Origin of the sequence: Brevibacterium sediminis, assembly GCF_024895295.1 — a bacterium.
Lineage (GTDB): Bacteria > Actinomycetota > Actinomycetes > Actinomycetales > Brevibacteriaceae > Brevibacterium > Brevibacterium sediminis.
In genome coordinates this window covers 418,410-440,638 of sequence record NZ_JAHQRN010000004.1, presented here as the reverse complement: position 1 = coordinate 440,638, position 22,229 = coordinate 418,410, and the positions used below count along the sequence as shown (strand labels likewise).

Annotated in this window: 22 protein-coding genes; 9 read left to right on the top strand and 13 right to left on the bottom strand. The window is 65.7% G+C overall.

The features are described from left to right. Positions 1 to 11: 11 nt before the first annotated feature. A complete protein-coding gene (locus KTJ89_RS11980) occupies positions 12 to 770 on the bottom strand; it encodes a GntR family transcriptional regulator (RefSeq protein ID WP_181272010.1) in 759 nt (252 codons plus the stop codon). Between the two features lie 116 nt (positions 771 to 886). Here KTJ89_RS11980 and ehuB point away from each other — a divergent pair, with 116 nt between their 5' ends. Genes ehuB through ehuA form a run of 4 tightly spaced genes read left to right on the top strand, consistent with a single transcriptional unit; the run spans position 887 to position 4,049 of the window. Further along, positions 887 to 1,765: an ectoine/hydroxyectoine ABC transporter substrate-binding protein EhuB gene (ehuB, locus tag KTJ89_RS11975; protein ID WP_259357889.1), complete on the top strand. Its 879-nt coding sequence runs from the start codon at positions 887 to 889 to the stop codon at positions 1,763 to 1,765. Positions 1,766 to 1,787: 22 nt separating this feature from the next. Continuing rightward, entirely contained in the window at positions 1,788 to 2,600 is an 813-nt protein-coding gene (gene ehuC / locus KTJ89_RS11970; protein WP_259357888.1) for an ectoine/hydroxyectoine ABC transporter permease subunit EhuC, read from the top strand. Then, on the top strand, positions 2,600 to 3,256 hold the full coding sequence (gene ehuD, locus KTJ89_RS11965) for an ectoine/hydroxyectoine ABC transporter permease subunit EhuD (RefSeq protein ID WP_259357887.1): 657 nt from the start codon (positions 2,600 to 2,602) through the stop codon (positions 3,254 to 3,256). The genes ehuC and ehuD overlap by 1 nt, the downstream gene beginning before the upstream one ends. Continuing rightward, positions 3,243 to 4,049, top strand: coding sequence for an ectoine/hydroxyectoine ABC transporter ATP-binding protein EhuA (ehuA, locus tag KTJ89_RS11960; protein WP_181272006.1), 807 nt, complete (start codon positions 3,243 to 3,245; stop codon positions 4,047 to 4,049). The genes ehuD and ehuA overlap by 14 nt, the downstream gene beginning before the upstream one ends. Here ehuA and rsmD read toward each other — a convergent pair. Genes rsmD through thiL form a run of 4 tightly spaced genes read right to left on the bottom strand, consistent with a single transcriptional unit; the run spans position 4,046 to position 9,473 of the window. Beyond that, entirely contained in the window at positions 4,046 to 4,648 is a 603-nt protein-coding gene (rsmD, locus tag KTJ89_RS11955; RefSeq protein ID WP_172171269.1) for a 16S rRNA (guanine(966)-N(2))-methyltransferase RsmD, read from the bottom strand. The two genes, ehuA and rsmD, sit on opposite strands and share 4 nt — an antisense overlap. Before the next feature lie 10 nt (positions 4,649 to 4,658). Further along, on the bottom strand, positions 4,659 to 6,806 hold the full coding sequence (locus KTJ89_RS11950; RefSeq protein WP_259357886.1) for an ATP-dependent DNA helicase RecG: 2,148 nt from the start codon (positions 6,804 to 6,806) through the stop codon (positions 4,659 to 4,661). Next, the gene (locus tag KTJ89_RS11945; RefSeq protein ID WP_259357885.1) at positions 6,803 to 8,434 is read right to left on the bottom strand and encodes a DAK2 domain-containing protein; all 1,632 of its coding nucleotides are present in this window, start codon (positions 8,432 to 8,434) and stop codon (positions 6,803 to 6,805) included. Before KTJ89_RS11945 ends, KTJ89_RS11950 begins: the two co-directional genes overlap by 4 nt. A gap of 1 nt (position 8,435) precedes the next feature. Then, positions 8,436 to 9,473: a thiamine-phosphate kinase gene (gene thiL, locus KTJ89_RS11940; RefSeq protein WP_259357884.1), complete on the bottom strand. Its 1,038-nt coding sequence runs from the start codon at positions 9,471 to 9,473 to the stop codon at positions 8,436 to 8,438. Between the two features lie 32 nt (positions 9,474 to 9,505). Between thiL and KTJ89_RS11935 the strand changes: the two genes are divergently transcribed. Beyond that, complete coding sequence (locus KTJ89_RS11935) at positions 9,506 to 10,030, top strand: DUF3515 domain-containing protein (protein ID WP_139468830.1); 525 nt, start codon at positions 9,506 to 9,508, stop codon at positions 10,028 to 10,030. Positions 10,031 to 10,070: 40 nt separating this feature from the next. On the opposite strand, the gene KTJ89_RS11930 is transcribed toward KTJ89_RS11935, so the two are convergent. The 7 genes from KTJ89_RS11930 to leuC form a co-directional block, all read right to left on the bottom strand. Further along, the gene (locus KTJ89_RS11930; RefSeq protein WP_259357883.1) at positions 10,071 to 11,186 is read right to left on the bottom strand and encodes a D-alanine--D-alanine ligase family protein; all 1,116 of its coding nucleotides are present in this window, start codon (positions 11,184 to 11,186) and stop codon (positions 10,071 to 10,073) included. A 92-nt stretch (positions 11,187 to 11,278) separates the two neighbouring features. Further along, positions 11,279 to 11,812, bottom strand: a complete 534-nt coding sequence (locus KTJ89_RS11925; RefSeq protein WP_259357882.1) for a YbhB/YbcL family Raf kinase inhibitor-like protein — start codon at positions 11,810 to 11,812, stop codon at positions 11,279 to 11,281. Between the two features lie 44 nt (positions 11,813 to 11,856). After that, the gene (locus KTJ89_RS11920) at positions 11,857 to 12,870 is read right to left on the bottom strand and encodes an NAD(P)H-dependent glycerol-3-phosphate dehydrogenase (protein ID WP_259357881.1); all 1,014 of its coding nucleotides are present in this window, start codon (positions 12,868 to 12,870) and stop codon (positions 11,857 to 11,859) included. Then, positions 12,867 to 13,634, bottom strand: a complete 768-nt coding sequence (locus KTJ89_RS11915; RefSeq protein ID WP_139468834.1) for a lysophospholipid acyltransferase family protein — start codon at positions 13,632 to 13,634, stop codon at positions 12,867 to 12,869. Before KTJ89_RS11915 ends, KTJ89_RS11920 begins: the two co-directional genes overlap by 4 nt. Next, positions 13,631 to 14,947: a UDP-N-acetylglucosamine 1-carboxyvinyltransferase gene (gene murA, locus KTJ89_RS11910; protein WP_259357880.1), complete on the bottom strand. Its 1,317-nt coding sequence runs from the start codon at positions 14,945 to 14,947 to the stop codon at positions 13,631 to 13,633. The genes KTJ89_RS11915 and murA overlap by 4 nt, the downstream gene beginning before the upstream one ends. 206 nt (positions 14,948 to 15,153) lie before the next feature. Then, the gene (gene leuD, locus KTJ89_RS11905; RefSeq protein WP_139468836.1) at positions 15,154 to 15,753 is read right to left on the bottom strand and encodes a 3-isopropylmalate dehydratase small subunit; all 600 of its coding nucleotides are present in this window, start codon (positions 15,751 to 15,753) and stop codon (positions 15,154 to 15,156) included. Between the two features lie 16 nt (positions 15,754 to 15,769). Beyond that, on the bottom strand, positions 15,770 to 17,254 hold the full coding sequence (gene leuC, locus KTJ89_RS11900; RefSeq protein WP_139468837.1) for a 3-isopropylmalate dehydratase large subunit: 1,485 nt from the start codon (positions 17,252 to 17,254) through the stop codon (positions 15,770 to 15,772). A 175-nt stretch (positions 17,255 to 17,429) separates the two neighbouring features. On the opposite strand from leuC, the gene KTJ89_RS11895 reads away from it, so the two are divergent. The 4 genes from KTJ89_RS11895 to KTJ89_RS11880 all read left to right on the top strand — a co-directional run bounded on the left by KTJ89_RS11895 (position 17,430) and on the right by KTJ89_RS11880 (position 21,184). Continuing rightward, positions 17,430 to 18,146 carry an IclR family transcriptional regulator gene (locus tag KTJ89_RS11895; protein WP_025777351.1) on the top strand — a complete coding sequence of 239 codons (717 nt, stop codon included), beginning with the start codon at positions 17,430 to 17,432 and terminating at the stop codon, positions 18,144 to 18,146. Positions 18,147 to 18,281: 135 nt separating this feature from the next. After that, positions 18,282 to 19,040 carry a DeoR/GlpR family DNA-binding transcription regulator gene (locus KTJ89_RS11890; protein WP_139468838.1) on the top strand — a complete coding sequence of 253 codons (759 nt, stop codon included), beginning with the start codon at positions 18,282 to 18,284 and terminating at the stop codon, positions 19,038 to 19,040. A 150-nt stretch (positions 19,041 to 19,190) separates the two neighbouring features. Then, complete coding sequence (locus tag KTJ89_RS11885) at positions 19,191 to 20,888, top strand: sodium:solute symporter family protein (RefSeq protein ID WP_139468839.1); 1,698 nt, start codon at positions 19,191 to 19,193, stop codon at positions 20,886 to 20,888. A gap of 17 nt (positions 20,889 to 20,905) precedes the next feature. Further along, the gene (locus tag KTJ89_RS11880) at positions 20,906 to 21,184 is read left to right on the top strand and encodes a hypothetical protein (protein ID WP_139468840.1); all 279 of its coding nucleotides are present in this window, start codon (positions 20,906 to 20,908) and stop codon (positions 21,182 to 21,184) included. Positions 21,185 to 21,278: 94 nt separating this feature from the next. On the opposite strand, the gene KTJ89_RS11875 is transcribed toward KTJ89_RS11880, so the two are convergent. Beyond that, entirely contained in the window at positions 21,279 to 22,199 is a 921-nt protein-coding gene (locus KTJ89_RS11875) for an alpha/beta fold hydrolase (protein WP_259357879.1), read from the bottom strand. Positions 22,200 to 22,229 lie beyond the last annotated feature (30 nt).

Here is a 22,229-nt window from a genome sequence, read left to right as displayed (position 1 = left end):
GGTCGCGACCGTCAGTGCGTCTGTTCCCGCAGTCGCAGCCACTGGTCGTCGGCGGAAGTCTCAGCGTCGGTGCCTTTGACCACCTGCCCGTCGAAATCATCAACCGGTCCGTGCAGGCGGGAGGCCGCCTCGGCCATGATCCGGGCGACGATGGCAAGGGAGCGGGGTTCGTCACCAGCGGCGACCGCCTCGGCGAGGTTCCTGTGACTGTCCAGGACATCGCATCGGACCTCATAGCCGCGCTTGTCCGACAGCGACAGCAGCCGGGTGTGGACCATCGAGACCTTCATGAGGTCGGTCAGCCGCGCCGATCCGGAGCACGCGACGATCGAATGGTGGAAGTTGAGGTCGGCGTCGCCGATCGTGCGCGCGACGTTGTCCTCGATGGCGTGCTCGAGCTCTCGCAGCGCCGTGCCGATCCGTGACGTGGACCGACCCTGCCTGATGACGAGCCTGACCGCCTGCGATTCGACCGCCTCGCGCACGGCATAGACGTCGTCGATATCGGCCGTGCGCATGCGTCTCACATGCACACCTCGTCCGGGAGCATGCGTCATCACGCCTTCGCTGATGAGGCGTTGCAGGGCCTCCCGCAGAGACGGCCGCGACACCTCGAGCAGCTCAGCCGTGCGCACCTCGTTGATCGACTGCCCTGGCTCGAGCGAACCGGAGTAGATGGCATTGCGCAGCTGGTCCGCAATGAGGTCGATCGTCGATGATCGGACCACTTTGCGCAGCACCGGCAGCTCGGAAGTAGGAGGATTCGTCACGGTCACGATCATATAACGTTGTCAGACAGTGTGACATTCGGACAACATGAGTATTGAATACTGTTTCAGAGACGCACGTCACGATGATGTGTCGACGTTCAAGGAAGGAACAGCACATGAAACTCAAAGGACTGGCCGCCGCGACATCGATCCTCGCGCTGACGCTGACCCTCGGTGCCTGCGGCGGAAGCGACTCCGACAAATCCACCCTGCAGAAGGCCGTCGACGACGGAAAGATCACGGTCGGCTTCGCCGGTGAAGCCCCGTACAGCTTCGAAGAGGGCGGTGAACTCCAGGGAGCATCGGTGGCACTGGCCAAGGCCGTGTTCAAGGAGCTCGGCGTCGACGACGTCGAAGGCGTCAACACCGAATTCGGCTCGCTCATCCCCGGCCTCAACGCCGATCGCTTCGATGCGATCTCGGCCGGCATGTCGATCCTGCCCGACCGCTGCGAACAGGCCGCCTTCGGTGATCCCGAGTTCATGTACACCACTGCCCTGATGACCAAGGAGGGCAAGCTCGACGGGATGAAGAACCTCGAGGACGTGAAGAAGAAGGGCGTCAAGCTCGCCACCATGACCGGCGCCATCGAGTCCGACTACGCCAAGGACCTCGGCATCAAGACCCAGCAGGTCGGCACCCCGCAGGACGGCATGGACGCCGTGACCACCGGTCGCGCCGACGTGTTCGCACTCACCGCAATCTCGCTCAACTGGATGGAGAAGAACACCGAGGATTCCGGGGTCGAGGTCAGCGATTCCTTCGTCCAGGAGATCGACGGAGTCCCACAGGTGGGAGCCGGCGCCACGGTCTTCCGCACAGATGACAAGGAACTGCGCGACGAATGGAACAAGGGCCTGGAGAAGATCGTCTCCGATGAGAAGTCGTACCTCGACGTCGTCGGCGACTACGGCTTCACGAAGGAAGAGCGCCCCGACGGTTCGATCACCACCGATCAGCTGTGCAAGGGCGAACTTCCCACCGCTGACTCCTGAGTCGGCGCTGTAGTCACGCACCATGAATGACAATGTCACAACGTTGCTGAACTTCCTCCCACAGCTGTGGGAGGGAGTTCAGACAACCATCATCCTCACGGTCGCCGGCAGCATCGGCGCCGTCATCATCGCACTCATCCTCGGACTGACGATGACCTCGCCGAGCGCCTGGCTGCGCATTCCGGCTCGCATCGTCGTCGAATTCTTCCGCGGCACCTCTCTGCTCGTGCAGCTGTTCTGGCTGTTCTACGTGCTCCCGCTCCTCGGCGTCGATTTCGACCCCATGGCCTGCGGTGTCGCCGCTCTGGCGCTCAACTACGGAGCATATTCCGCCGAGGTGGTCCGGTCCTCGATCAAGACCGTGGCACCCGGTCAGTGGGAAGCAGCGATCGCGCTCAGCCTCTCCCCCACCCGTCGAATGGTCCGCGTGATCTTCCCGCAGGCCTGGGCATTGATGATCCCTTCCCTGGCGACGCTGCTCATCCAGCTGCTCAAAGGCACGGCGGTCGTCTCCTTCATCACGCTCTCCGACCTCACAGACAAAACCGAACAGCTGCGTCAGTCGACCGGTGACACGATGTTCGCCTATTCGATCAGCCTCCTCATCTACTTCGCACTTGCATGGCTGCTCCAGGAGTTCATGAACTTCCTCGAACGCAGAGCGACGAAAGCTCTCGGCCGCCGTCGCCCGAACTCTCGCACCGATCGCCGTGAGGCCAGGCGTGCTGCCCGTGCCGACGCCGTGCGCAAGGACCGTCTCAAGTCACACGTTGCCGCCGGTGAAGGCACCAACCACACCAAAGGCCCGTTCCCCGGGCAGGGAGGTGACCTCTGATGTGGAATTGGGAATTCGCCGCCGAGGCACTGCCGATCCTGCTGCGCGGTTTCATCAACACTCTCATCGCCACGGTCGTGGGCACCGCCATCGCCGTCGTTCTCGGACTCATCCTCGCCGTCGCCATCCGCGGCCTCCCACGGTGGATCAACTGGCTCGTCCGGCTCATCGTCGCGTTCATCCGCAACACCCCGCTGGTCGTCCAGCTGCTGTTCGTCTACTACGCGTTCGCGGATATTCCAGGACTCGTCGATGTACCCGCGCTGGTGATCGGCTTCATCGTCATCGGCATCCATTATTCGACGTACATGTCCGAAAGCTACCGCGCCGGAATCGATGCCGTGCCGCCGGGACAGTTCGAGGCTGCCACTGCGCTGTCGCTGCCGCCGGTGCGCACGTTCACTGCGATCGTGCTGCCGCAGGCGCTGCGGGCAACCATCCCGTCGCTGGGCAACTACGCTGTCGCAATGTTCAAGGACACTCCGTTCCTGTTCGCGATCTCCGTCGTCGAGCTCGTCACTGCTGCGAAGGAATTCGGCGGTTCGACCTTCGCCTACACGGAAGCCTTCACACTGGCCGGCATCATCTTCCTCGCGGCCAGCTACCCGACCTCACTGCTCATTCAGAGATTGGATCGACGCCTTGCCACCTACTGAGAACACCCCAACGACTGCCTCCGCATCGTCACACCCGGCGATCGAGTTCAAGGATGTGGAGAAGAGCTTCGGGCCGACCACCGTGCTCAAGGACCTCAACTTCACGGTGGCTCCCGGCGAACGCGTCACCCTCATCGGGCCCAGCGGTTCGGGCAAGACGACGATCCTGCGCCTGGTGATGACGCTCGAGGAGCTCACCGGCGGATATATCTTCGTCGACGGTCAGCCGCTGACGCACGAGGACCGCGGCGGCAAACGCGTGGAACTGCCGAAGAAGCGCACGCGTGAGATGACCACGCGCATCGGCATGGTCTTCCAGCAGTTCAACCTGTTCCCGAACATGACCGTGCTCGAGAACATCATCGAAGCCCCTGTCCATGTGCTCGGCAAGTCCAAGGTCGAAGCCACCAAGGAAGCCAAGGAGCTGCTCGAACGGGTGGGACTGGCCGACAAGGCCGACGCTCACCCGACTCGTCTCTCCGGCGGTCAGCAGCAGCGTGTGGCGATCGCCCGAGCACTGGCGATGAACCCGGAAATCCTCCTCCTCGACGAGGTCACCTCGGCGCTTGACCCCGAGCTCGTCGGGGACGTGCTCGGAGTGCTGCGCGATATCGCCGAGACCACGGACATCACGATGCTGCTGGTCACACACGAGATGCAGTTCGCCCGCGACGTCTCTCACCGCGTGATGATGTTCGACGGTGGTCAGGTGCTCGAAGAGGGTCCGCCGGATCAGATCTTCAACAACCCGCAGCACGAACGCACGCGCAAATTCCTCTCCAGCGTGCTCTAATCCTCTGCGGCGCTCACTTCGTCCGGCTCCCCGACCAACTGGACGAAGTGGATCGCGGTCTCGCCGAAGGTCTTCGAACGGAAGACCTCCAGCCCGTCGGGCATCGTCGGCTCCGGCGAACGCGCGGCACGTTCGACGACGACGATGGACTCCATGTCCAGGTGTGTGCTCAGCCGTCTGAGGATCTGCGTGACAGCGTCCTCTCCCAACGGGTACGGCGGATCCATGAACACGAGGTCGAAGACGCGTGACTCCGGATTCTCCGGTCCGGGCAGTCCGGCGAGAAAGTGGAGCACGTCCCCGGTGTGGACCTCGGCCGAATGGTCGAGACCGAGCTTGTCCGCATTGGATTCCAGAGCGCGAGTCGCAGCCAGGGATGAATCGACGAAGTCGACTTGTGCTGCGCCTCTCGACATCGCCTCGAATCCGAGTCCACCGGAACCGGCGAAGAGGTCGAGGACGTTCGCTGCAGGCAGCACCCCGTAGCCGTCGAGCATGGAGAACAGGGACTCCTTGACGCGGTCGGACGTCGGCCGGGTGTTCGCCCCCGACGGTGACGACAGTCTGGCGCCCTTATGTGCGCCGGCGATGATTCTCATATCTGCTCCCTCAGCCTGCCTCGATGAAGTGGGCGTCGTCCTCGGGCAGGACGCGCCTGATGAAGGCCTTGAGCGCGGGCACCGCTTCCAGTGTCGGGTCGACCGCGACGATCTGCTCAGCGATCGTCTTCGCTTCGGCGACCATCTCGGAGTCGCGGAGGATCGACAGATGCCGCAGCGACGACCCGCCCCATTGGGAGCCGCTGAGCACATCGCCTTCGCCTCGGGCGTCGAGATCGTATTCGGCCAGAGCGAAGCCGTCAAGCGTCTCGGCCACGGCCTGCAGCCGTCCATAGCTCTCATCCTCAGCACTCATCTCGGTGAGCAGGAAGCACAGGGCCGAGCTGCCGTCACGTCCGACGCGTCCACGCAGCTGGTGCAGCTGTGCGACCCCGAAGTTCTCGGCTTCGATGATGACCATCATCGTCGCCCTCGCTACGTCGACGCCGACCTCGATGACCGTCGTCGAGACGAGGATCTCGATGTCGCCTTTGACGAAGTCCGCGAGCACCCGGTCCTTCTCCGCCGTCGACATCCGCCCATGCAGCAGACCGAACTTCAGACCAGCCAGTTCCGGGGTCTCAGACAGCTTCCGTGTGATGTCTTCGATGCCCTGCTTCTGTCCGACTACGTCCCCGGACTCCGGATCTTCGATATCCGTCGGTTCGATTCGCGGGAAGACGACGAAGACCCCCTTCTCAGCCTCGACGGTCTGCCGCATGAGCTCCCGAACCCGGACGTACCAGGCAGGTTGGTCGACGATCGGCACCACATGGGTGGCGATGTCCTTCGGCCCCGCCGGCATCTCGTCGAGCGTCGAGATATCGAGGTCGGCGAAGACCGTCATCGCCACTGTGCGCGGGATCGGCGTCGCCGACATCACGAGAGTATGCGGGGTGGTGTCCCCGCCCTTCGCACGCAGCGCTTCCCGCTGTTCGACACCGAAGCGGTGCTGTTCGTCGACGACGATGAGACCCAGATCTGAGAACATCGTCGACTCCGACAGCAGCGCATGCGTGCCGACGACGATGTCGATGTTCCCGGCGACGAGGTCGAGGGCGAGTTCGCGACGGTCCTTCGCCGGCATCGACCCGGTCATCAGCGCCACCGTCACCTGGTCGTCGTCAGCCAGCAGCGGCGACAGCGCCATCTGCTCGTCGAGGAATGTCTGGATCGAATGGAAATGCTGAGTGGCGAGCACCTCGGTGGGGGCGAGCATGGCGGCCTGGGCACCGGAGTCGACCGCAGTGAGCATGGCCCGCAATGCCACGAGGGTCTTACCGGAACCGACGTCACCGTGCAGGAGCCGGTGCATCGGCCGGTCCGCAGCCATGTCCTCAGCGATCTCCTCGCCGACCCTGACCTGGGATGCGGTGAGGGTGAAGAGCAGGTCTTCGTCGAACCGGCGGCTCTTCGTCCCCTGCGTGAGCAGCGGCGTCGCCTTTTCGTCGGCCAGCTTCGCTTTGCGGGCGGCGAATTCGGTCTGCAGGGCGAGCGCCTCTTCCCATTTCCACCTCAGCCGGGCCCGTTCGACGTCCTCGATCTTCCGCGGTCGATGCATGTCTTCGAGAGCTGTGCGCAGGTCCGGCAGCTCATGAGCGTCCCGCAGCCCCTTCGGCAGCGGATCCTCGAACTCCTCGGGCCCAGCGACGGTGAGCAGGGTCTTGATCGAGCTCCACAGCCGGGACTGCGCGATCTTCTTCACGGCCGGGTAGATGGGGAACGGCGAGTTGAGGTCCTCGGGAGTCCACTCATGGTCATCCTCGGTGCGGTTGAGCCACACCGGAGACGCCAGGGTCAGCTGCCCCCGGAACGACTCCACCTTGCCGCCGAAGACGACGGTCAGACCCGGCTTCAGCGACTTCTCCAACCAATACTGGTTGAAGAACGCGATCTTCATCGACTGCTTCCCGTCATGGACGATGACTTCGGTGATCGTGCCTTTCCGCTGTTTCATCCGCCGCGTCTCCACCCGGATGACTTCGGCCTGGATGATCGCGGTTTCCCCCAGGGGCAGATCCCCGAGTTCCGTGCGCTCCCCGGGGACGAGGTAGCGCCGCGGGAAGAAGCGGAGCAGGTCAGTGACCGAATGCACACCGCGCTGGGCCAAGTTCTTCCGATCGGCGGGCCGGAAGTTGTCTTCGAGCCGGGTCGTCATTCGACCCCCATGATCACGAGCACTCCGGAGTCTCTGGCATCGATGTCCTGGAAGTGGACGGTCTCGTGTGACTTCTGGATCCAGTCACGCAGGTGGTCGAGCACCTCCGGTGCGCAGTCGGGTCCGTGGACGACGGTGAGCAGCTCTCCCCCGGCACCGAGCAGCCGATCGGCGAGCTTCTCCACCAAGGTCCGCAGCTCCGTGCTCTGGGTCTTCGCGCGGCCTTCGATGAAGACCCGGTAGAACTGTGCCGGATGAGCCGCCACTGCCGTGCCCCCACCCGGACCGAGAGCCGTGGCAGCGCCCGGAACGCCATCCGAAGTCGATCCTTCGTCCTCGCGGATCACCGGCAGCATCCCCGTCGGAGGGTCGGTGGCGAGCTGATCGGCCGAGTAGATCGTGCCCACCCTCGTGCCCGCGGCCGCTTCGGTCATATCGGCGAAGATCTCCCCCGCCGGGGCGAACGGATCGTAGACGGCCAGGGCCGAGAGCAGGGTGCCGACGTTGCGGGAGCGCACGACGTGTGCCCCCAGCCCTGCCAGGGACTTCAGCGCCGAGGTGGAGCTGGGGATGACGATGACCTCCCGGTCCTCGGCGGCGATGAGTTCGGACATCGTCTCGAACAGGTCCCCCACCTCCGGAGTCAGCGCCGTGGCCCCGTTGAGCGCGGTGTGCATGAGCAGTCCCGTGCCCTTGACCAGGGCGATGAGCTTCGTCTCGCCCTCCTCCTCGTGCATCCGCAGGTCTTCCATATCGAGCCGGGCGATCCCGTATTCGCCGAGGCGGTCGATGACGGTCGCGGCGGTCGTTTCGTCGGCGACGTGGACGTGGACCTTGGCCGCGTTGATGACGATCGAGGTCCCGCCGAGGCGGTCGAGATCCTCGGCGAGCGAGTCCGCGGGGGTGTCGGCGAGGATGGCGACGATCTCGAGTTCGTCGGCGGTGGCTTCGTGGATGATCTTCGGGGCGCGGGCTACCTCGGCGAGCATCGAATCCTGTGGGGTGCGGCCAGTGACGGTGGCGTAGAGGAGGTCGAAGAGTTCGACGATTCCCGTCGATCCGGCGTCGACGACCTCGGCTTCGCGCAGCACGGTGAGCTGTCCGGTGGTCTCCCGCAGGGCGGACCGGGAGCGTTCCCGCACTGCCGCGATGACATCGATCAGGGAGGCTCCGTCGTCGGCACGTTCGCGGGCCTCGGTGGCCATGGCGTCGAGCACAGTGAGCATGGTGCCGTCGACGGGTCGGGCGACGGCGGACCGAGCCCGGTCGGACGCGGTCTCCAGGGCGGTGGCCATGGCGTCGGCCGTGGCCACGGTGACTCCGGCCAGAGCATCGGCGACGCCCTGCAGAGCGACAGCGAGGATGAGCCCGGAATTGCCGCGCGCACCACGTCCGGCTCCGGCGGCCAGTGCCGCGACGACCTGTGGGAGGGTGACGGGGCCGGTGAGCTCTTCGACGGCGAGGTAGGCGGCGCGCAGGGTGTGGTACATGTTCGTGCCCGTGTCGCCGTCGGGGACGGGGAAGACGTTGAGCTCGTCGATCTCGGTGCGTTCCTTGCGCAGCCGGTCGACCGCACGGCGGGCCCAGCGGGCGGCCAGACGACCGTTGAGGCTGATGGCGTTGCTCATGTCACTTCCCGAAATGGCTGAAACCGCTCGCCGGCACGGGTGTGCCGTCGAGGCTGACATCGTGTCCGGTGCGGATCTCACCGATTCTCCGCCAGCCTACTCCAGGCACGGCGGACGGCGGCGCAGACGCGGCGAAGCCGTGGTCCTCTCCCCCGTCGAGCACCCAGGACAGCGCCAGATCCTCTGCCGTCGCGGCCACCTCCGTTTTTCCGACCCCGTCGCCTGACCCTCCAGTCGCCCGTGTTTCGAGCACGAATTCGGCTGCGGGCAGCAGCGGGTCGACGAGGTCGCTCAGCAGGGAACAGTCAAGGTCGATTCCCACCCCCGAGGCGGTCGCCACCCGGGCGAGGTCGAGGCTGAGCCCGTCGGAGACGTCGATCATCGCCGAGGCCGCCCCGACCGTGCGCAGCGCACCGTAGTCAGGCTGTGGCGCCAGCTGGGTGTCGATGAGCGAGCGGAGTTCCGGTCCGGCGGTGTCAGGTCGCGCTCCGGCGAAGAGCAGGTCGAGTCCGGCGGCGGATCGACCGACCGTTCCGGCCAGGTAGAGCGAATCTCCGGGCCGGGCTCCGGAGCGCAGAATTGCGGACTCCTCCCCCACCGTCCCGAGAGCGGTGATGGCGATGACGATGAGACCCGAGGACGACAGATCCCCGCCGATGATCGGCACCATGCAGTCCAAAGCCGTTCCTGCTCGTTCCGCTTCGTCGAAGAGCCCGGAGTACAGGGCTTCGAGGCAGACGATGTCCGTGTCATCCGGAACGGCGACGGAAACGAGCAGTCCGTGCGGCATCGCTCCCATGGCACAGACGTCGGCCAGGTTCTGGGCCGCTGCCTTGGCTCCGAGCTTCTTCCAGTCCAACCACTCGCGAGTGAAGTCCTCGTTCTCCACGAGCATGTCCGCGGTCGAGACGAGTCGACCCTCAGGTGCGGTCACGGCCGCATCATCTCCGGGTCCGACGATCACGTGCGTGCTGCTGGGGTTGCGGCCCAGCACGCGGGAGATGATGTGTGATTCGCCAAGTTCGGACAGTCGGGTCATGGCTCCAGGTTATCGGGCGATACGGTAGTCCTATGAGATCTCGCCCTGCTTCGACGCGCCGCAACGCCCGGCCCGCGCACCGTCGTCGTTCTCTCACCTTCGTCGCATTGGCCACGGTACTCACCGGTCTGGCGGTGACCGGGTGTTCGCGCACCGTCATCGTCGAACCGGCCAAGGATGCGGCGAATCCGAAGTGTGCCGACATCCTGCTCACCCTGCCCGATGAGATCTCGGGTGAGAAGGCACGCACGACCTCCTCGCAGGGCACGAAGGCGTGGGGAGATCCCAACGTCGCGGTGCTGCGCTGCGGAGTCACTCCCCCCGGGCCGACGACGGATCAGTGCGTGAGCGTGTCCGGAGTCGATTGGATCTCGAAGCCGGTCGAGGACGACGATTCGACGTGGAGGTTCACCAGCTACGGGCGCACCCCCGCCGTCGAGGTGCTCGTCAACCGCAAGGCCGAGTCAGGCAATGACGTGCTCGCCGCGATCTCACCGACCCTGTCGAAGTTCCCTCCGGAGAACGAGTGCGTCGGAGCCGAGGACATCGCCGGCTAGAGCGCCCACCGAAGACGCGATTGCTCCACGGCGTCCGCTTCTACTTCGCGCGAGCGTGGTCGATCAGGGCGATCGAGATGAGTTCGCCGATGAGTTCGGAGTATTCGAGTCCCGACTGCGCCCACATGAACGGGTACGCCGAGGTGGGAGTGAACCCGGGAAGGGTGTTGAGTTCGTTGATGACGACCTCGCCGGTGTCCGTGACGAAGGTGTCGACGCGGGCCAGACCGGTGCAGTCGAAGAGACGGAACACCGAGGCGGCCAACTCCTGAACCCGGGCGGTCACCGTCTCGTCGAGATCGGCCGGACAGGTGACCTCTGCGGCGGCGAGGTCGAGGTACTTGGCGTCGAAATCGTAGAAGGAGTGGTCGCCGCTCACCCGGATCTCTCCGGGAGAGGACACTCGCAGCTCCGTGTCATAGACGGAACCGAGCACGGCGCATTCGACCTCACGACCGCTGACCTCGGGTTCGACGATGACCTTGGAGTCGTGTTCGAAGGCACCGAGCAGGGCGGCTTCGAGGTCGGCCTCCTCGGCGACCCGGCTGACTCCCATGGACGATCCGGCACGGGCGGGTTTGACGAATACGGGCAGGCCGAGCGCGGCCACTCGTCTCTCCGCCTCCGCGCGGTCTGCGGCCCACATCGTCTCGGTCACGAGCTCCCACGGGCAGGTGGGTACTCCGGCGTGGGCCATGAGTGACTTCGTATAGTGCTTGTCCATGCTCGCGGCGGAGGAGAACACTCCGGAGCCGACGAACGCGGTGTCGCTGAGTTCGAACAGTCCCTGCAGGGTTCCGTCCTCACCGAAGCGGCCGTGCAGGAGTGGGAAGAATACGTCGACCGCACCGAGTTCGGTGTAATTGCCCTCGGCATCGCGGTGCAGCAACGGTGACCCGTCGGCGGAGACCGGAGGGATCACCTCGGTGCCGTTGTCCGTGACCTCGGGCATGGCTTGCGGGTCGAAGCGCATGCTCGCCCAGTCGTCGACGACCCGCCACACACCGGTCTTCGTGATGCCGATCGGCAGAACATCGAAGGCATCGGCGTCGATGGCACCGATCACCCCGGCCGCGGTGACGCAGCTGACGGAGTGCTCGCTCGAACGGCCTCCGAAGAGGACTGCGACAAGGGGCCGGTGATCGTTGTCTGCCATGAGTTTCCTTGCTGAAGTGGTACTCCCGTGCACTCGGACCGGACACGGGTGCGCACAGCGGGTCAGGTGTGCGCGGACTGAAAGACTTTAGCTCACTTGGCCTCGTACGTGCATTCCAGCCACGCCCGGCCGATGCCCTTGAAGAACATGTTGAAGCCGGCGAAGGCAGGTGTTGCGGATTCGTCGATGCCCAGCGGTTCGGCCAGAGCGGTGACGATGAAGAAATAGCGGTGCGGTCCGTGGCCCTCCGGCGGGGCGGCACCGACGAAGCGGGGTTCGCCGGCGTCGTTGCGCAGGGTCACGGCACCGCTGGGCAGGAGGTCGGCGGCCGGGTCACCGGCGTTGGCCTCCAGGCTCGTCACCGAGGCGTCGAGGTCGGTGATGACCCAGTGCCAGAAGCCCGAGCCGGTGGGAGCGTCGGGGTCGTAGCAGGTCACGGCGAAGGCCTTGGTCTCTTCGGGGAACCCGGACCAGGACAGCTGCGGCGAGACGTCCTCACCGCCGGGCACGCCCATGGCGCCGGAGAGCTGGGGGCCGGTGAGCACCCCACCGTCTTCGATGTCGGTGCTCGTCAGCGTGAAGGTGGGAAGTTCGGGAAGGTTGAAGAACGGTGAGTTGGCGCTCATTTGTGCTCCTAGTTTTCCAGCGGGTGCCTGAGACTCGGTGTGAATCAGGCGGGTGGTCCTTCGTGCTTACGCTTCCGAGACAACAGCAATCCGGCGAGTTCGTCAACCTGCAGTTTTCCGCTGAGCACCGCACAGACCGCCTCGGTGATGGGCAGGTCGACGCCGTTGCGTCGACCCAGGGCGAGGACGGCGGGAGCGGATTTCACGCCTTCGGCCGTCTGTGAGGTGTGGGCGATGACGTCCTCGAGGCTCATCCCCTCACCGAGGTGGCGCCCGAAGGTGCGATTGCGCGACAGGGGCGAGGCGCAGGTGGCCACGAGGTCGCCGAGCCCGGCGAGTCCGGACAGGGTGTGCGCCTCGGCACCCATGGCCGCGGCCAGGCGAGAGGTTTCGGCGAGCCCGCGGGTGATGATCGACGCCTTCGAGTTGTCGCCGAGCTTCTGTCCGTCGGCGATGCCCACGGACAGGGCGATGATGTTCTTGATCGCACCGCCGATCTCGACGCCGACGACGTCGGTGTTCGTATACGGGCGGAAGTACGCGTTCGCGCTGATCTCTGCGACCACCTCGGCGGTGGTGATCTCGGAGGACGCGACGACGGTGGCGGTGGGCTGCCGGTCGGCGATCTCACGCGCCAGATTGGGTCCGGAGACGACGGCGATCTGGGATTCGGCGACCTCGGCGACCTCGGCGATGACCTCGGACATGCGTTTGCCGGTGTCGACTTCGATGCCCTTCATCAGGCTCACGAGCTTCACACCCTCACGCAGATGCGGCTTCCACCGGGTGAGGTTCTCCCGCAGGGTCTGGGCGGGCACGGCGAGGACGATGACCTTGGCGTCGGTGACCGCGGCGATATCGTCAGCGGTCGCGCTCAGCCCCTCGGGCAGGAGTCGCTCGCCCAGGTAGCGCTCGTTGGTGTGCGTGGAGTTGATCTCTTCGGCGACTTCGGGACGGCGGGCCCACAGGGTGACGGGGAATCCGGCGTCGGCGATGACCGCGGCGTAGGTTGTTCCCCACGATCCGGCTCCGAGTACGGTGATCTTGTCGACGCTCATTCGCCAGTCTCCTTCGCTGTGAAACGCTGCGGCAGTTCGCGTTCGGACAGTTCGGCCACCATCGCCGCCACGGTGTTCTTCACACGCTGGGAGAGGTCTCCCATCGTCTTCTTCTCAGCCCGGTGATCCCACAGATCCGAATAGTCGATGGCGGGGCCGAAGGCCACGACGGAGTCATGGCTGAAGGGGCGGAAGCGGACCTTCTTCTGCCCACGTGGGTAGACCGTGTCCAGTCCCCAGTGGGCGACGGGGATGATCGGGGCTCCGGTCTCCAGCGCCAGCCGGGCAGTGCCGGTCTTGAAGTGCTGGGGCCACAGCTCCGGGTCCTTCGTCAGCGTGCCCTCGGGGTAGATGACGACGGTCTGGCCGTTCGCCAGGGCGTCCTTCGCATATTCGAGGGAGTCCCCGGCCGAGGCCGAGGCGCGCAGCACCGGGATCTGCCCGATGGTCTTGAGGATCTTGCCGAGCACCCCGGTGAACAGCGTCGACTTCGCGAGGAAGTGCGGCATCCGACCGTTGCGCTTCAGCGCCAGCCCCACGAGGATCGGGTCGAGATGGTTGGCATGGTAGGCGGCGGCGATGATGCCCGTGCCGGCCGGCGGCAGGTGCTCGACTCCCCGCACGCTCATCTTCGTGGCCGTGCGCATGAGCCCGAAGGCCGCTGTGGCGGCGACGGTGCCGGCCCGGTTCTGGGACCGCACCGAGGCGGGATCGAAGGAGACGAGATCGTGGTCGTTCGCGTCCGGTTCGATGTCGGCGCTCATGCGGAGACCTCGGCACCGAGTCCGGTGAGTTTGTCGAGGAAGTTCTCGTAGCCGCGGTTGATGAGTTCGATGCCGTGGACTTCGCTCGCACCCTGGGCAGCCAATGCGGCGATGAGGTGGCTGAAGCCGCCGCGCAGATCGGGAACGTCGATGCGGGTGCCCTTGAGGTCGGTGGGTCCGGCGATCACGGCCGAGTGTTGGTAGTTCCGTCGTCCGAAGCGGCAGGGAGTGCCGCCGAGACATTCGCGGTAGAGCTGGATCTGCGCACCCATATCGCGCAGGGCGTCGGTGAAGCCGAAGCGGTTCTCATACACGGTCTCGTGGATGATCGACAGACCTTCGGCTTGAGTCATCGCGACGACCAACGGCTGCTGCCAGTCGGTCATGAAGCCGGGGTGGACGTCGGTTTCCAGCGCAAAGGATCGGAGTTTGCCGCCGGGGTGGCGGAAGCGGATGCCGTTCTCCTGCACATCGAATTCTCCGCCGATCTTGCGGAAGACGTTGAGGAACGTGATGAGCTCCGGCTGGCTGGCGCCTTCGACGAAGATGTCTCCGCCGGTGGCCAGTGCCGCCGAGGCCCAGGACGCGGTCTCGTTGCGGTCGGGCAGGGCGCGGTGGATGAACCCGCGGAGGGTGTCGACGCCTTCGATGCGCACCACGCGGTCGGTGTCGACGGTGATGATCGCGCCCATCTTCTGCAGCAGCGCGATGAGATCCATGATCTCCGGTTCGATGGCCGCACCCCGCAGCTCGGTCACGCCTTCGGCGCGGACCGCGGTCAGCAGCACCTGTTCCGTGGCACCGACGGAGGGGTAGGGCAGTTCGACCTTGGTGCCCTGCAGACGGCTGTGCGCCTTGAGCATTATGCCGCCGGGGGTCTTGTCGACCTCGGCTCCGAACTTGCGGAGCACATCGAGGTGGAAGTTGATGGGGCGGTCGCCGATATGGCAGCCGCCGAGGTCGGGGATGAACGCCTGACCGAGGCTGTGCAGGAGAGGTCCGCAGAAGAGGATCGGGATGCGGGAGGATCCGGCGTGGGCGTCGATGTCGACGATGGAGCCCTGAGCCACATCGGCCGGGTCGAGGTGGAGTTCGCCGTCGGGCTGGTCCCCGTCGGGGCCGGAGGTGACGCGGACTCCGTGGAGTTCAAGGAGTCCGGTGACGATCTCGACATCGCGGATGTTGGGCACGCCGCGCAGCACGGACGGGGTCTCACCGAGCAGAGAGGCCACCATCGCCTTGGGCACCAGGTTCTTGGCGCCGCGGACTCGGACGGTGCCGTCCAGCGGATTTCCCCCACGTACTTCGAGCATGTTCCTCCCTGATTCCGATGATCGGATCCGGGCGGGATGCCACCCGGAGACGGTGCCCCACGATTGCCGCGGGCACCGTCCTAGACTAACCCAGCCGACGGTATCCCACCGATTCGCCGAGGATGCCCACCGTCACGTCCGGACGTGTGACGGTGGGCATCCTCGGCGGGGTGGAAACGATACGGGTGGGCCGGCTCAGGTGAGGGTCAGACCTTGGCGGGCAGGGTCGTCGGCTTGAAGGCGAAGCGGGAGGATTCGTAGGCGACGATCTCGTCTTCCTTGGCCAGGGTGAGGCTGATGTCGTCGTGGCCTTCGAGCAGGCGCCAGCGCGTGTAGTCGTCGATCTGGAAGGACACGGTGACGGTGTCGCACGTCACGGTCTTCTCGTTCAGGTCGACGGTGATCGAGGTGCCGGGATGGTTCTCGAGGATCTTCCAGATCAGTTCGATATCGGCCTGTTCGAGCTGGGCGGCCAGCAGGCCCTCTTTGCCGGAGTTGCCGCGGAAGATATCGCCGAAGCGGGAGGACAGGACGACGCGGAAGCCATAGTCCTTGAGCGCCCAGACGGCGTGCTCGCGGGAGGAGCCGGTGCCGAAGTCGGGGCCGGCGACGAGGACGGAGCCGGATGCGAAATCGGGGTCGTTGAGGACGAAATCGTCGCCTGACCGCCACCGGTAGAACAGGGCGTCCTCGAAGCCGGTGCGGGTGACCCGCTTGAGGAACTTCGCGGGAATGATCTGGTCGGTGTCGATATTGGATCGGCGCAGAGGAACGCCGATGCCGGTATGGGTGGTGAAAGCTTCCATGGCTCGTCCTCCTTTGTCAGTCGTTCGCCGAGACGGGTGTCAGGTTGAGGGACAGGCGGTTGTCGGCCCATTCCACGGGTTCGGCATCCCGCGGCAGGTCGGCGACGTCGCCCGGTGAGGAGAGCGTGCCGCGCACCGCGGTGGCCGCGGCCACGAGCGGTGAGACGAGGTGGGTGCGCCCGCCCTTGCCCTGGCGGCCTTCGAAGTTGCGGTTCGAAGTCGAGGCGCAGCGTTCGCCTTCGGCCAGCTGGTCCGGGTTCATCCCTAAGCACATCGAGCAGCCGGCGAAGCGCCATTCGCCGCCGAAGTCCTTGAAGATGACGTCGAGGCCCTCTTCTTCGGCCTGGAGTCGGACCTTCGCGGAGCCGGGAACGACCATGAAGCGGACGTTGTCGGCCTTCTTGCGGCCGCGGACCACCTCGGCGGCGGCCCGGAGATCTTCGATCCGGGAGTTCGTGCAGGACCCGAGGAAGACGGTGTCGACGTCGATCTCGCGCAGCGGCGTGCCCGGGGTCAGGCCCATATAGGCCAGCGCATTGGCGGCTGCGGCTTTGTCGTTCTCGTCGGTGAAGTCGTCGGGGCTGGGCACGCTCGCCGACAGCGGCAGGCCCTGGCCGGGGTTCGTTCCCCAGGTGACGAAGGGTTCGATGTCTTCGGCCTTGAGGACCACCTCGGCGTCGAATTCCGCGCCTTCGTCGGTGTAGAGGGTCTTCCAGTACTCGACGGCCGCGTCCCAGTCTTCGCCTTCGGGGGCGTGGGGGCGGCCCTTGACGTATTCGAAGGTCGTCTCGTCGGGGGCGACCATTCCGGCGCGGGCGCCGGCTTCGATCGACATATTGCAGATCGTCATCCGGGCTTCCATCGACAGCTGGCGGATGGCCGAGCCGCGGTATTCGAGCACGTAGCCCTGTCCCCCGCCGGTGCCGATCTTCGCGATGATGGCGAGGATGATGTCCTTGGCGCTCGAGCCTTCGGGCAGGTCGCCGTCGACGGTGATCGACATCGTCTTGAAGGGCTTGAGGCTGAGCGTCTGCGTGGCGAGCACATGTTCGACCTCGGAGGTGCCGATGCCGAAGGCGAGCGCTCCGAAGGCGCCGTGAGTGGAGGTGTGCGAGTCGCCGCAGACGACGGTGGTGCCCGGCTGGGTCAGGCCCAGCTGCGGTCCCACGACGTGGACGATTCCCTGGTCGGCGTCGCCGAGGCTGTGCAGGCGGATGCCGAATTCCTCGGCATTCTTGCGCAGGGTGTTGATCTGCGTGGCCGAGGTCGGTTCGGCGATCGGCTTGTCGATGTCCCACGTCGGGGTGTTGTGGTCCTCGGTAGCGATGGTGAGGTCGGGGCGGCGCACTGGGCGCCCGGCGAGTCGGAGTCCGTCGAAGGCCTGCGGGCTGGTCACCTCGTGGACGAGGTGGAGGTCGATGTAGATAAGGTCCGGCGCACCGTCAACACCTCGTGAGACGACGTGATCGGCCCAGACCTTCTCGGCCAATGTGCGTGGCATGGTTCCTCCCGCCGGTGCAGGGATCTCTGCACCCGATGTAGACCTGACGGGCCGAGGTACGGCGCGTCGATGAACTGCGATGTGCGCACTGGAGTGAGTGCGTATTCGAAATCTACTCGCCCGTATCGCAATGCGAACTTGCATCTCGCCCACTGAGACGCGCACAATGGTGCCTATGACAAGCAATGGTAGCGGCGTCGGGGTCATCGACAAGGCCGCAATGGTTCTCTCCGCACTTGAGGCCGGACCCGCCTCTCTCGCCGAATTGGTGACGCTGACCGGACTGGCACGCCCCACTGCCCACCGCCTGGCTGTTGCCCTCGAATTCCACCGCATCGTCGGTCGCGACCTGCAGGGACGTTTCGTCCTCGGGCCGCGTCTGGCCGAGCTGTCGTCGGCCGCCGGCGAGGACCGCCTGCTGGCCGCGGCCGGGCCGGTGCTCGGTCAGCTGCGCGATCAGACGGGTGAGTCCGCTCAGCTCTTCCGCCGTCAGGGCGATCTGCGCCTGTGCGTGGCCGCGGCCGAGCGCCCCGTGGGTCTGCGCGACTCCGTGCCGATCGGCGCGACGCTGTCGATGCGCGCCGGTTCTGCGGCTCAGGTGCTGCTGGCCTGGGAGGAGCCGGACCGTCTGCACACGGGCCTGCGCGGTGCCCGGTTCTCCGCGACCATGCTCTCCGGGGTCCGCCGCCGAGGCTGGGCCCAGTCCATCGCCGAACGCGAACGGGGGGTCGCCTCGGTGTCGGCTCCCGTGCGCGGTCCGAGCAATCGGGTGGTCGCAGCCGTCTCGATCTCCGGACCGGTCGACCGGCTCACCCGCCAGCCCGGCCGCCTGCACGCGAAGTCGGTCATCGACGCCGCGCGTGCGCTGACCGAGGCACTCGTGCGCGGCTGAGTCCGACTCAGCGCCCATCGCACCTCGCCCAGCGGCGAACGGGTTGACCGCGGGCCCGGAGGATCATCCCTCCGGGCCCGCGGTCGTGCCTCGTCCTTGAAGTCGGCCCGACCTCCGGGCTTGTACTATGGCCCCATGATCGCCGCTCAGAGACGCAACATCATCGTCGATACGATCGAGAGAGACGGCGCCGTCTCCATCACTTCCCTGTCGGAGAAGCTCGATACTTCGGCCGTGACCATCCGCCGGGACCTCGATCAGCTCGCCGAGGAGGGCAGACTCATCCGCACCCACGGCGGCGCCGTTCTCGCCTCGAGCGCGCGGGAGTCGAGCTATGCGGAGAAGCTCGAGCAGGCTCTGGCCGAGAAGACGGCGATCGCGCGTGCTGCAGCGGCCCAGGTGCGCAACGGCGACGTCGTGGCGCTGGGGCCGGGAACGACGACCGAACTGCTGGCCAAGGAACTCGTGACGCGTTCGGGTCTGCGCGTGGTGACGAATTCGCTGCTCGTCGCCGAGGCCATGGTCTCCTCCCCCGACAACGAGGTCATCGTCGTCGGCGGTCTGCTGCGCCATTCGATCCGGGCCTTCGTCGGCGGCGGCACGGTGTCTCAGCTGCTCGGCCTGCGCGCCGACACCGTCTTCCTCTCCGGGAACGGACTGGCCGCGGACTTCGGGCTCTCGACTCCCGCCTTTCCTGTCGCCGATACAGATCGGGCCATGGCCGCCGGGGCAGGGCGCGTCACCGCGCTCGTCGATCACACGAAGGTCGGTCTCCGCTCATCGGTGCTCACTGTTCCGACCGAGCAGATCCAGCAGCTCATCACCGATTCGAAGAGCGAGGAATCCGAACTCACCGCCCTGCGCGAGGCGGGCGTTGAGGTCGAGGTCGTCTGACCCTCGCCAGCAAACGATCAAAACTGTTCAGGTTCGATCACTAGCGATCAGGCTCACAATCCTCTAAAGTGTCCACTCGGGTGTCTTACACCACACGCAGCCATGCACTGACGCATTACGAAGCGATGCACTGACGCATATGGAGGAACCTTGGAAGCAATCCGCTTGGACGCACAGTGGATCGACTATCTGCTGATAGCGATCTACTTCATCTTCGTCCTCGGCATCGGCTGGTTCGCCAAGCGCGGGATCTCCTCGAGCATCGAGTTCCTCCTCTCCGGACGGAGCCTGCCTGCTTGGGTCACGGCCCTCGCCTTCGTCTCGGCCAACCTCGGCGCCGTGGAGATCATGGGCATGTCCGCCACGGGCGCCCAGTACGGCATGCCGACGATGCACTACTTCTGGATCGGCGCGGTCCCGGCGATGCTGTTCCTCGGCGTCGTGATGATGCCTTTCTACTACGGGTCGAAGGTCCGGTCGGTTCCGGAGTTCATGCGCAAGCGCTTCGGCACGGGCGCTCACCTCGTCAACGCGCTGTCCTTCGCGGTCGCACAGCTGCTCATCGCCGGCGTCAACCTGTTCCTGCTCGGCACGATCGTCAATCGACTGCTCGGCTGGCCGCTGTGGATCACCCTCATCGTCGCCGCCGCCATCGTCCTGTCCTACATCACCCTCGGCGGGCTGAGCGCGGCCATCTACAACGAGGTGCTGCAGTTCTTCGTCATCGTCGCTGCCCTCCTGCCGCTCACCCTCATCGGCCTCAATCGCGTCGGCGGCTGGGACGGGCTGGTCGACCGAGTGAGCAATGACGGAATGCTCGGCGCCGAGCAGCTGAGCAGCTGGCCCGGCGAGCAGCTCTCCGGCTTCTCCAACCCCGTGCTCTCGGTCGTCGGCATCGTATTCGGCCTCGGCTTCGTCCTCTCCTTCGGCTACTGGACGACGAACTTCGTCGAGGTCCAGCGCGCCATGGCATCGAAGTCGATCAATGCCGCGCGCCTGACCCCGATCATCGGTGCGTTCCCGAAGATGCTCATCCCCTTCATCGTCGTCGTCCCCGGCATGATCGCCGCGGTCCTCGTGCCGCAGATGACGCAGTTCAAGGAGATCTCGGCCTCCATCGACGAGGCGACCGCGCTCGAACAGACGGGCGTGACGTACAACGACGCGCTTCTCCTGCTCATGCGCGAGGTCCTGCCCAACGGTCTCCTCGGTGTGGCGATCGCCGGCCTCCTCGCCGCGTTCATGGCCGGTATGGCCGCGAACATCTCCGCGTTCAACACGGTCTTCAGCTATGACCTGTGGCAGCAGTACGTGGTCAAGGACCGCGAGGACGACTACTACCTGAAGATCGGCCGCTGGGCGACGATCGGTGCCTGTGTCGTCGCGATCTTCACAGCGCTCATCGCGGGCAACTTCTCCAACCTCATGGACTACCTGCAGACGCTGTTCGGCTTCTTCAACGCCCCGCTGTTCGCCACGTTCATCCTCGGTATGTTCTGGAAGCGGATGTCGGCGACCGCCGGTTGGGTCGGCCTCGTCGGCGGCACGCTCTCGGCCGTGTTCGTGTTCATCCTCGCCGAGACCGGAGTCCTCGATCTGCCCGGTCAGGGTGCCGCATTCCTCGCGGCCAGCACGGCGTTCGTCGTCGACATCGTTCTGTCGGTGATCGTCACCCTGTTCACCACGCCGAAGCCCGCCGCGGAGCTGCGCGGACTCGTCTACTCGGAGACCCCGAAGTCCGATTTCGAGGACCTCAGCGAACCGAAGGCGCCGTTCTGGAAGCGCCCCGTGCCCGTCGCGGGTGTCGCTCTGGTGCTCGTCATCATCCTCAACGTGACATTCGGCTGAAGGAGCCAGTGAGACCCATGAGCAAGTCCAACGAACTGACCAAGACCGCAGGCGCCTTCGACGTCCGCAACTTCATCGGTGCGCTGCTGGCGATCTTCGGCGTCATCCTCACGATCGCCGGAATCGTCGGCTTCACTCCCGACGAAGCAGAGCGCACCGGCGGGGTCGATGCGAACCTGTGGACCGGAATCGGCCTCATCATCGCCGCGGCCGTCTTCCTCATCTGGGCGAAGCTGCGCCCGATCCGCATCGTCGAAACCCCCGACGACGCCGCAGGCGCGGCCGGCACCGACTGACACCGTCGCCGAGGCGGACCTTGGGTCCGAGTGATTCCCCGAGTCCGCGCGGTGCCGGGTCAGAAGCGACCCTAGGCCGTCTGAGCCGGTCTGCTCAGAGCGAGGCCATCGCTCTCACACCCTCGGGGAAGTCCGCGACCGGTACGGCCGTCGAGGCCTCCTCGAGGGTCAGCAGCCGGGCACCGGGAATCTCCCAGGCGAGCGCCTCCGCATTGCCCACGGGGAAGAACGGGTCACGCCTGCCGTGCACGACGAGAGTCGGCACCGTCAGCTGCGGCAGTCGTTCTCGCCAGCGTGGCTGGCAGTCGAGGCGGGAGAACACCATTCCCAGTTGATCGGCCAGATGAGCTTCCGGATCCGAGTTCTGTGTCGGAACTGAGCCCTGTTCTGAATCAGAGCCCTGTGTTCGCTCCCAGATCCGCACGGCGACCTCGCGGGCCTCTTCAGGGTCGTCGCCGAGGATCCGTGCACCTTCGGCCATATAGTCGGCCACCGAGTCGACGTCCGTCCAGTCCGGCTGCGGTCGGGAGAAGAGCGGACCCATCGTCGCCTCATCATGATCCGGCAGGTCATCGTCGACGGGACCGGGAGCGACCGGTCGGGTGCCGATGAGAGTGAGTGCCGAAAACGCCTCAGGGTAGTCGAGCGCCGCGACCTGTGCGACCATCCCGCTGATACCGATTCCTGCGAGATGAGCGGGTCGGCCATCGAAGGTCCGTGCGAGTTCGGCGGCATCAGCCGCGAGGTCTCGCAGAGTGTAGTCCGGTGATTCGAGATCACCATGGCTCGAGGCCCCGGCATCCCGGAGATCGCAGCGCACAACGTGACGTCCCTGCTCTGCCAGCTGCTCGCACAGAGCATCGGGCCAGGACAGCATCGTCGGGGCACCGAGGCAGAGAACCAGCAGCGCATCCGCCTCTCCGAACTCGTCGACGCCGAGGCTCACTCCATTGACGTCGCAGATATCCATGCCGCTCCCCCGCTCCGAGTTCATCCTCGTCTGAGGTTCAAGCATGAACCGCGTTGCTTCGAGAGGTCAATGCCT